9 protein-coding genes and 1 tRNA gene are annotated in these 10,991 nt (G+C 28.0%); all 10 read left to right on the top strand.

Features of this window, described 5'->3' with window-relative positions:
* Positions 1 to 35: 35 nt before the first annotated feature.
* The 10 genes from AYC59_RS02845 to AYC59_RS02800 all read left to right on the top strand — a co-directional run bounded on the left by AYC59_RS02845 (position 36) and on the right by AYC59_RS02800 (position 10,936).
* Positions 36 to 112, top strand: a tRNA-Asn gene (locus tag AYC59_RS02845).
* A gap of 145 nt (positions 113 to 257) precedes the next feature.
* Positions 258 to 1,169: an N-acetylmuramic acid 6-phosphate etherase gene (murQ, locus tag AYC59_RS02840; RefSeq protein WP_066895006.1), complete on the top strand. Its 912-nt coding sequence runs from the start codon at positions 258 to 260 to the stop codon at positions 1,167 to 1,169.
* Positions 1,147 to 1,980 (top strand): MurR/RpiR family transcriptional regulator, encoded by an 834-nt coding sequence (locus tag AYC59_RS02835; RefSeq protein ID WP_066895004.1) that lies wholly within the window; start codon positions 1,147 to 1,149, stop codon positions 1,978 to 1,980. The genes murQ and AYC59_RS02835 overlap by 23 nt, the downstream gene beginning before the upstream one ends.
* Before the next feature lie 13 nt (positions 1,981 to 1,993).
* The gene (locus AYC59_RS02830; protein WP_066895002.1) at positions 1,994 to 3,403 is read left to right on the top strand and encodes a PTS transporter subunit EIIC; all 1,410 of its coding nucleotides are present in this window, start codon (positions 1,994 to 1,996) and stop codon (positions 3,401 to 3,403) included.
* Between the two features lie 50 nt (positions 3,404 to 3,453).
* Positions 3,454 to 4,245, top strand: a complete 792-nt coding sequence (locus AYC59_RS02825; RefSeq protein WP_066895001.1) for an alpha/beta hydrolase — start codon at positions 3,454 to 3,456, stop codon at positions 4,243 to 4,245.
* Positions 4,246 to 4,257: 12 nt separating this feature from the next.
* Positions 4,258 to 6,039 (top strand): penicillin binding protein PBP4B, encoded by a 1,782-nt coding sequence (pbp4b, locus tag AYC59_RS02820; RefSeq protein WP_066894999.1) that lies wholly within the window; start codon positions 4,258 to 4,260, stop codon positions 6,037 to 6,039.
* A gap of 10 nt (positions 6,040 to 6,049) precedes the next feature.
* On the top strand, positions 6,050 to 7,099 hold the full coding sequence (locus tag AYC59_RS02815; protein WP_066895008.1) for a MupG family TIM beta-alpha barrel fold protein: 1,050 nt from the start codon (positions 6,050 to 6,052) through the stop codon (positions 7,097 to 7,099).
* A gap of 66 nt (positions 7,100 to 7,165) precedes the next feature.
* A complete protein-coding gene (locus AYC59_RS02810) occupies positions 7,166 to 7,414 on the top strand; it encodes a hypothetical protein (RefSeq protein WP_066894997.1) in 249 nt (82 codons plus the stop codon).
* Between the two features lie 15 nt (positions 7,415 to 7,429).
* Positions 7,430 to 8,659, top strand: coding sequence for an aminopeptidase (locus tag AYC59_RS02805; RefSeq protein ID WP_066894995.1), 1,230 nt, complete (start codon positions 7,430 to 7,432; stop codon positions 8,657 to 8,659).
* Between the two features lie 90 nt (positions 8,660 to 8,749).
* Positions 8,750 to 10,936, top strand: coding sequence for a hypothetical protein (locus AYC59_RS02800; RefSeq protein WP_066894993.1), 2,187 nt, complete (start codon positions 8,750 to 8,752; stop codon positions 10,934 to 10,936).
* Positions 10,937 to 10,991: the final 55 nt, after the last annotated feature.

The following is a 10,991-nucleotide window of genomic DNA, read 5'->3' as shown; positions in this document are numbered from 1 at the left end:
GGGAAGATAGGTAGTTGCCAAACTTTCCTTTTTTTGTCTCTGTAGCTCAGCCGGTTAGAGCATCTGACTGTTAATCAGAGGGTCGTAGGTTCAAGTCCTACCAGGGACGCCATCTCGAACACTTAGTGTTCCTTTTTTTTTGCTTTTTTTTAGCTAGTATAAACTAGCTTTTATTTTTAACTTTTTCTGAAAATCGTTTTCTTTCTCTATTGACTTTTATGAAAATGGTGGTACAATGTATTAAGAGGAGTGATAATATGATTAATTTAAGTACATTATCTACAGAGCAAAATAATATTAATAGTAAGGATATAGAACTCCAAGATAGTTATGAAATTGTTAGAAGAATTAATGATGAAGATAAAAAAGTTGCTTTAAATGTTGAAAAAGAACTTTTAAATATATCTAAATTAATAGATGCAATTTTAGAAAATTATACTGAGGAAACGAGGATAATATATGTAGGATCTGGGACTTCTGGAAGATTAGGAATTTTAGATGCTTCAGAGTGTCCGCCAACATATGGAGTATCAAAAGAAAAAGTTCAAGGAATTATTGCAGGAGGAATTGCTGCAGTATTTGAAGCACAAGAAAATGCCGAAGATAATTATGATAATGGTAGAAAAGATTTAGAAAATTTAAATTTAACAAATAAGGATGTAGTTATCGGTTTAACAGCATCAGGAAGAACACCTTATGTATTAGGAGCTGTAGATTATGCAAATTCTATAGGTGCAATAACAGGAGGAATAAGTTGTTCAGTTAATTCAGAATTATCAAGTAAATCTAAATATCCTATAGAGGTAATTGTAGGTCCTGAAATAGTAACAGGTTCAACTAGAATGAAATCGGGAACAGCTCAGAAAATGGTTTTAAATATGATATCAACAACAATAATGATAAAACTTGGTAAAGTATTTTCTGGATATATGGTTGATGTTAAAACTTCAAATCTTAAGCTAATAGAAAGAGCAAAAAATATTTTAATTAAAACGACGGGTTGTGACTATATGAAAGCTCAAGAAACTTTAGAAAAATCAGGTTATAATGTTAAGCAAGCGATAGTAATGATACTATTAGGTGTAGAAAATGGTATAGCAGCTAGTGAGCTTAGTAAATATAACGGGAATGTAGCGAGATTAATACATGAGTTTATTAATAAAGATTAGGGAATTTGATGGATTTTCAAGTTCAGAAAACTTAGTTGCTAAATATATTTTAGATAATTATACAAAGATTATAGAACTTGAGGGTCAAGATATTGCAGATAAAACATATACGAGTAATTCTACTGTTACAAGAACTTGTAAAAAAATTGGTCTTTCTGGTTTTCAAGAGTTAAAACTTAGGCTTATAGAAGAGCTATCAATATTTAACAAAGAAAATATGATTTTCGATAATTCAGATATTGAAAAGGAACTAAGCACTGAAGATATCATATCTAAATTAAATAAATTAAGTATTTCATCTTTAAACGAAAATGTTTTATTACAAGATGGAGTACAAATAGAAAAAGTAGTTTCGATTATAAAGGAAAAAGATGTAATAGATTTATATGGTATGGGAGCATCACATATAGTATGCTTAGATGCACAGTATAAATTTATGAGAGTAGGAAAAGTAAGTAACTGTTTTCAAGGTACAGATCAACAATATGTACAGGCGGTAAATAGTAAACAAAATCATATAGCCATTTTAATATCTTATTCAGGAGTTACACCTGAACTTATTAAAATAGCTGATATACTTTTAGCAAAAGGAATAGACACAGTATCTATTACAAGGTATACAGATAGTCCTTTAGCTAAAAGATGTAAGTATAACTTATTTGTAACATCAAAAGAAAATCTTACTAGGAGTGCAGCTATATATTCAAGAATATCAATGTTAAATTTAATTGATGTAATATATATGACATATTCTAATAAGAATTTTGATGAGGTAAGTAGAAAAATAACAGAAACAGCAATTAAAAAATAGGAGTGATGATATTATGGATGCAAGAAAAACTGCAAAAGAACTATTTGAGATCTTAGGTGGTAAAGAAAATATTAGTTCTAACGCAACATGTATGACAAGATTAAGAGTTTCTACGAGAAATGATGTTGATTTAGAAGCTCTTAAAAAAGTAGATGGAGTATTAAGTGTTATAAACGCTGATACTATTCAAATTGTTTTAGGACCAGGTGTGGTTAATAAAGTTGGAGAAGAATTTGTTAAACTTTCTGGTATACCTTTAGGTTATGTTAGTGATGTTGAAGAATTAGCTAAACAAAACAAGAAGAGTAATAAGGCTAAACATAATGGACCTGTTCAAAGATTCTTACAAAAAATAGCTAATATATTTGTTCCTTTATTACCTGGTATAATAGCTGCAGGGCTTATAATGGGATTAACAAATGTAATTAATGTTTCTACTCATGGTGCATATAACGGGCAATGGTGGTACCAAGCTATAAGAAGTATAGGATTTGTAATGTTTGGTTTCTTAGCTTTATATGTTGGTATGAATTCAGCTAAAGAATTTGGAGGAACTGCAATACTTGGAGGTATTATAGGGTCAATCTTTATAGCTCATCCATCTTTACCTTTATTAATGAAAATTAATGAAGAAGGAATTAATCTTCCATTAACTGGTAAACCATTTGCTCCAGGTATGGGTGGACTTTTAGCAGCTTTATTCATGGGTATAATAGTAGCATATCTTGAAAAACAAATTAGAAAAATTATGCCTGCTATGCTTGATACATTCTTTACACCACTTTTAACTTTAATTATTTCAGTATTTATAGCAATACTTGTTATTCAACCATTAGGTACTGGAGTAACTGTAGCTATATTTGGTATACTTGACTTTATTTATAAGGGACTTGGAAATCTTGGTGGATATATATTAGCAGCTAGCTTCTTACCATTAGTATCAGTTGGGTTACACCAAGCCTTAACTCCAATACACGTGTTATTAAATGATCCTAATGGACCTACACAAGGAATTAACTATTTATTACCTATCTTAATGATGGCAGGTGGAGGACAAGTTGGTGCCGGAATTGCTATATTAGTTAAAACAAGAAATAAGAAATTAAAAACTTTAGTTAGAGATGCATTACCTGTTGGTATTTTAGGAATAGGAGAACCTTTAATGTATGCAGTTACTTTACCTTTAGGTAAACCATTTATTACTGCATGTCTTGGTTCTGGATTTGGTGGATTACTAGCTTCATTATTCCATTTAGGAACAGTTACTCAAGGTGTTTCTGGATTATTTGGATTATTAATAGTTGTTCCTGGAACATGGATCTTCTTTATAATCGCAATGGTAGGAGCATACATAGGTGGATTTGTCTTAACTTACCTATTTGGTGTTGATGATGAAAGAATAGAAGAAATATACGGAGAATAAATATTAAAGGAGATAGAGATTAGCTTCGGCTAATCTCTTTAAAAGGAGTTATGAAAAAGAAGTTTTTAGGTTTAATGTTATTAGTTTCAACTATAGCATTTAGTTATAGTGAAAAAGTTGTTAAGGTATACAGTAAATCTATGAAAAAAGATATAGATGTTACAGTTGTTTTACCTGATAGTTATGATAAAAATATGAAGTTTCCAACAGTATACACTTTACATGGTTGGTCAGGAAATAATACTAATTTTCCTCAAAAATTAGAAATTGGGAAATATGCAGATAAATATGATATTATCTATGTTTCTCCAGATGGTAATTATGATAGTTGGTATGTAGATAGCGATGTAAAGAAAAATTCTAATTATGATACTTTTGTTTCAAAAGAATTAGTTGAATATGTAGATTCAAATTATAAGACTGATGCAAGACGTGAACAAAGAGGAATAACAGGATTAAGTATGGGTGGATTTGGAGCTCTATATTTAGGTATAAATCACAAAGATGTATATGGTAATATTGCATCTATGAGTGGTGGAGTAGATGTTTACTCTTTCCAAGGTAATTGGGGAATAAATAAGGTGATAAATAAGGATTGGGAAAAATATAATATTAAAGATTTGGCACATCAATTAATTTGGGCGAAAACTAATATTTGGATAGATTGTGGAGTAGATGATTTCTTTATTGAAGCAAATAGAGATTTGCATAAAAAATTAATTGATTTAAACATACCTCATATATATTCTGAAAGACCAGGTGCTCATAGCTGGGTTTACTGGAAGGAATCTATAATGTATCAAAGTATGTTCTTTAAAAATAATTTTGAAAATAATAAATAATTCGGAGGAGTTATGAAAAAAATATTATTAGTGTCAGCTTTAGTTTTATCAGTTTTTTCTTATTCATTTCAATTTGATAAGAGTTTTCCTGTAAAAGGAGATAAATTTGATGATTCAGTTTTAACAAATCAAATGTATGAATTTAAAGGTTTTAAAGATCAAGGATATATATTGTTGGATTATAAAGATCTTAAGAATGTAGATCTATATATAAATGGAAATAAGGTAAAAACAGATAATTTAAAAAATAGTGGTAATGTTAAAATAGATATATCTAGATTTACTAATAATGAAAAAAATATTATTCAAGTTAGTAATTTAGATGGAGAAGTTAATGTTAAAATACCTTATCCTAAAGTTATAGAAAACAAAAAAGAAGGGTATAATAAAGAAGTAATTAAATTTGTTGATGAATTTATACAAGCAGAAGTTAAAGCTGGTATGCCTTCAGCTCAAATTGCTGTAATTAAAGATGGAAAATTAGAATTATCAAAAAGTTATGGATATGTAAATAACTATGATAAAAATGGAGAAGTTTTAAAAGATAGAATAAAGGTTACAGAAGATACTATATATGATCTTGCAAGTAATACTAAAATGTATGCTACAAATTATGCAATAATGAAACTTGTATCAGAAGGGAAATTAAAAATAGATCAATATCTATATGAAATATATCCAGAATTTAATAATGGGGAAAAAGCTAAAATTCAATTAAGTGATGTTCTAAAACATCAAGCAGGATTCCCAGCAGATCCTCAATACTTTAATGATAAATATGATAAAGATGATGGTATTAAAAATGGTAAAAATGATCTATATGCTATAGGTAAAAAAGATGTATTAGAAGCAATATTTAAAACACCTCTTGAATACAGTCCTAAAACTAAGACTAAATATTCAGATGTTGACTATATGTTACTTGGATTAATAGTTGAAAAAGTTTCTGGTAAAGATTTAGATACTTATGTTAAAGAAGAATTTTATGATAAATTAGGACTAACTCATACTATGTTTAATCCTTTAGAAAATGGTGTTACAAAAGATAAGGTTGCAGCTACAGAATTAAATGGTAATACTCGTGATGGAGCTATTGAGTTTATAAATGCAAGACATGATACTGTATGGGGTCAAGTTCATGATGAAAAAGCTTTCTATAGCATGAAAGGTGTATCAGGACATGCTGGGTTATTCTCTAATGCACGTGAACTTGCAAAACTTGGTCAAATAATGGTAAATTTAGGTGGATATGATGATAATAAGTTCTTTGATAGAACAACATTTGATCATTTTATCAAACCTAAAGATATAAATTCTAGCTTCGGTTTAGGTTGGAGAAGACAAGGTGATTTTATATATAAATGGGCATTTTCTGGATTATCTGAAAAAGATACTATAGGTCATACAGGATGGACAGGAACTTTAACTGTTGTTAGTCCTAAAGAAAATTTAGTAGTAGTATTATTAACTAATGCTAAAAATTCACCAGTTATTAATAATAAAGAAAATCCAAATGGATTCTATGGTAACCATTATTACACAACTAATTATGGGGCAATATCAAGTTTACTTATAGATGCATTTAGTAATAAAGCTAATAAAGGTGATTATCAAAGAATGAATTCTTTATTAAAAGATATGATAACTCAAAAATATGATTTAATAATATCAAAGAAATTCTATGATAATTCTGCTGATAAAAGAGATGTTATAGAACTAATTAATCTTTTACAAAATAGAAGTAAGGGAAAACTTGATAAGAAGTTTATTGATATTAGAAATAAACTTAAATAGGAGAATAAAAATGAGAAAGTTAGAAACTGGATTTTCAATATATTTAAGTAGTGATATAGAAGATATATTAAAAGTTATACAAAAAGCAAAAGTTGCAAACTGTAAGTATGTATTTACTTCTCTTAATATATTAGAAGAGAAATTAGATAAGATAAAAAAAGTAAATCAGGTAATATCACTATGTAATGAAAATAATCTTAATTTGATTATTGATATAAATTCATTAAGTAAAAACATGATAGATATTAAAAATGAAAATATATATCTAAGAATAGATGATGGTTTAAGTTTAGATGAAATAATAGAATTATCTAGTAAATATAATATAGTGTTAAATGCTAGTACTGTAAATGAAGATGATTTGAATTATTTAAAAAACAATAATATTGATTTTTCTAAAGTTTTTAGCTTGCATAATTATTATCCTAAAAGATTTACAGGTATAGGAGAGAAATATTTATTAGAACAAAATTTAAAATATCATAAGTTTGGAATAAAGACTATGGCTTTTGTTAAAGGCGATAATTTAAGAGGACCTATGTTTGAAGGATTACCAACACTTGAATCACATAGAAATTATTCTTTTAAAAAATCAGTCCTAGATTTATTTAAAAATATGGTGAATATTATTTTAATAGGAGATAATGATATTGATGATAAAAATTGGCAATACTTTAAATATTTTTCAGAAAATATTATGCCTTTAAAAAATATGAAAAATATTTTGACTAATCAAATTTTTGAGGATAGAAAAGATTATTCTGAATACGTGATAAGATCTATGATACCTAAAAATATTGGAACTACACGTAAAGAATTTTTAGAATATATAGAAAAAAATGTAGGTAGAGAATTCTTGAATAAAATAAATAATGAAGAAATTAAAAAAGGTGATATACTAATTTCTAACTTTAGTGCTAAAAGATATGAAGGTGAACTTGAAATAGCATTAAAAAATATAGGAAAAGATGAAACAAGAAGTATATTAACCAAGGTCTGTAATGAAGATTTGGAATTATTAGAATATATATCTATATTTAAAAGATTTGTGTTTTATTAGGGAGATTTTGACATCTCCCTATTTAAATGGTAAAATATATAATAACGGTAGTGCAAGGAGACTGGTATGAATAAATTTATAGAGAAGAAAGAAATGTTTATTAAAAATCCTAAGTATTTAGAGAAGGTAAAGAAAAGAATAGATCTTTTAGAACAGAAAAATGAATTAAATAGTGTAGAAGAAAGAATATATACAGTTTGTAAACAAGAATTAAAAGATGGAATAGAGGCAATAAATCTGCTTTTAACTGAAGAATTACCAGAAAATACAAAACTAGAATTTAAAGAAGTACTCAGTGTACTAATAGCTAATTAAAGAAAGGGTGATAAAATGGATTTCAAATATATGTTATCAAAATATGCAGAAGCTATTGTAAAAATAGGAGCAAATGTTCAAAAAGGACAACTAGTGGTTATTAGATCTGTAACAGAATCTAGAGAATTTGTATATGAACTTGCAGAACAAGCATATAAGGTAGGAGCATCAGATGTTCAAGTTATATGGAATGATGATAGATTAACAAGACTTAGATTTGAAAATGTAACTTCTGAAACATTAGAAGATGTTAGAGAATGGTTTAAAGATCAATATAAAGATGCTGTAGAAAGAAATGCAGTCTTTATATCTTTAATAGGATCTGATCCTAATAATTTAGAAGGAATAGAAGCTGAAAAAATTAAGATTTCATCTATAGCAAGATCTAAATCACTTAAGTTTTTCTCTCAAAGTTTGATGAATGATAGAAATTCATGGGTAGTAGTAGGAGCACCAACTAAAAAATGGGCTAATTTAATGTTCCCAAATCTTGATGATGAAAAAGCAGTTGAAAAATTATGGGACACATTATTCTATGTAACTCGTATAACTGGAGAAGATACTATAGATGGTTGGTATAAACATATAGAAAACTTACAAACTAGAGCAAATAAATTAAATGATTATAAATTTAAATATTTAAAATATAAGACAGAAAAAGGAACTGATTTAACTATAGAGTTACCAAAAGGACATATATGGAAAGCAGCTGGAGCAAAAAATTCTAAAGGTGTAGAATTTACAGCTAATATGCCTACTGAAGAAGTTTATACATTACCTCATAAAAATGGAGTAAATGGAAGAGTATATTCAACAAAGCCTTTAAACTATAACTCAAATGTAATAGATGAATTCTACATAGATTTTAAAGATGGAGCAGCTGTTGGATTTGATGCTAAAAAAGGTAAAGAAATTTTAAAAACACTTTTAGAAACAGATGAAGGATCAAGAAGATTAGGAGAAGTAGCTCTTGTTCCATATGATTCACCTATTTCAAATACAAATATAATGTTTTATGAAACTTTATATGATGAAAATGCATCTTGTCACATAGCATTAGGTGAAGCTTATCCAACTTGTCTTGAAGGTGGAACAAGCATGAATGAAGAAGAATTATCAAAGGCTGGCTCAAATACTAGTCTTGTGCATGTTGACTTTATGATAGGAGATGAAACTTTAGAAATTATAGGTGTATTAGAAGATGGTACTGAAATTAAAGTTTTTGATAAAGGAAATTGGGCATAAATTCTATTAAAATAATTGACAATCATATTAAAATAGGGTATAATACTACTGAAAATATATAAAATGTATAATATATTAGGAGGAATAGAAATGAACAAATTATTGTTAGGAGTTTTAGCTTTAAGTACAGTAGCTACTTTTGCTGAAGGAAAGTACCAAGATTATCATGGTTACTTAGATGCAGAAGTAAAAGCAGAAGCTAAAAATGATTTTGACTTAAAAGCAAATTCATTCAAAAATAGTGGAAAACCTGCTGAAGCTAAAGCATTTACTAGTTTAAAATTAGGACACACTTTATACAAGGATGCTCAAATAGCTGTATTTGGTGGAGTAAAAGGAGATGTTTATAAATATACTCCAGATGCATCAGAAGCTTTAAACATTAAAGATTACTACTTCGGTGCAAGATGGGATGCTCCTATTGTTGATGGATACAATGTTGCATTAACATTTGCTAATAAAGGTGTTGTAAAAGATGTTGATGAAAATGGAATGAAAAAAGTAAAAGGTGGATACACTACTTCTAAAAAAGAAATAGATGGTAAAGAAACTGGAGGTATTTTACAAGCTTTAGTAGCTAAATCAAGTGAAGTTGTTGTAGAAGATCAAACAGTATTAAAAGATGCAGTTTCTAAACACTTAGAAGCTAAAGGGAAAAAAGCATCAACTGATGAAGAATATGAAAACGAAGGATACAAATTACATAATGCAGAAGATACAACTTTATTATCAGCTGTATTAACTGGAAAAGTTGGAGGATTTGATTCTCACTTAGGTGGAATTTACTCAACTAGAGATTTCAAAGACGGAAAACATACTTTAGAATCATTTGTTAGAACAAGTGGAATGGCTGATGAAAATGTTAAAGTTGAAGGATTCTTAAACCACTACTTAACAAGTAGAGAAGTTGATGGATTCACAACAGGAAACTACGCATTTGGTGGAAGATTAAAAGGTGGAGTTAAAGTAACTACTAATTTAAATAAAGATACAATGTCAACTAACAAAGCTGAATTTAAATTATTAAATATTTTATCAAGTGACACAACTGCTGGTGCTGCAACTAAACATAAAGGTGAAGCTTTAACTGAAAATGAATTAAAATACACAGGATTTAAAAACTTTGTTGTAACTACAGGATTAAACTACAAAAATGAATTTGAAACTGGTTCAGTTAAGACATTAAAACATATACCAGAAGTTAAATTAGGTGTTGAATATGCTAATAATGGATTAACAGCTTCAACTAAAAATTCTGAAAAAGTTGAGTTAACTCAAAAATTAGCTAATAATTCATTAGAATATGCTAACTTATTTGAAACAGCTAATAAATTAGGATACATGAAAGATGGATTTAGTGTTGAAGGAGCAGCTAAATATAACTTAAAAACTACATTTGATGCTAACAGAAATCACAACCATAACTTATTAGCAGGATTAAAATTATCTTACGGTGTAGATAACTTACAATACGAAGATTACAAAGTTGATTCAGTATTATCTGGAAACTACTTATTAACTGCTACTAACAAAAACTTTGAAAAAGCTAACGGACAATTAATGCATGAAGTGTTTGCTTTCACTAAAAACAATGCACAATTAAACGATGTATTTGGATTAGATTTATCAGCTAGATTAAATGCTTATAATTATACTAATGTAAATTATGCAGATGCTACTAATGCAACTCATACAATGACTGGATTCTTATTAACAGATGCTGGATTAACAGTAACTAAGAAATTAGATAAATTAACTACTTCATTAGATGTTAATGGTAAATATGGTTTATACGCTAAAGAATACAATAAAGCTCATTTACAACACCATGCATCAGCTGAAGCAACAATTAAAGCTGACTACTTAGCATTATCAAATGTTGACTTAATTGGAGAAGTTAAAGGAGAATACAACTATAATAAATTAGGTGGGAAATTATACGAAGGATTAGCAAGCTTTGTTGAAAATAACAGAGATAAAGATGGTTACAGAACATTACCTAAATACTTATCTGAAAAATTCGATACTAAAGCTGAACACGACATGGTTGATCAATACAAAAAATTAATGGATAATGAAAAAAATCATGAATTAAATGTTAAACCTTCAGTTTCTGCAGTAATTAGATTAGCTAATGATAAATTAACTATAACTCCTAAATTAGGTGCTGAAGTTTCATTCTCAACAGATGTTAAGAATAGTGATGATACTTTAAAACCATTCTTATTTAAATCAGTTAAAGGAATAGGAAGCTTAAACATTAATTACGCATGGTAGAAAAAACTTTAGAAATTTATTCATGTGATATGTAATTGAAACACGCTTAAACACT

The sequence above is a fragment of the Pseudostreptobacillus hongkongensis genome (assembly GCF_001559795.1).
GTDB lineage: Bacteria > Fusobacteriota > Fusobacteriia > Fusobacteriales > Leptotrichiaceae > Pseudostreptobacillus > Pseudostreptobacillus hongkongensis.
This window is presented reverse-complemented; position numbering and strand designations above follow the sequence as displayed.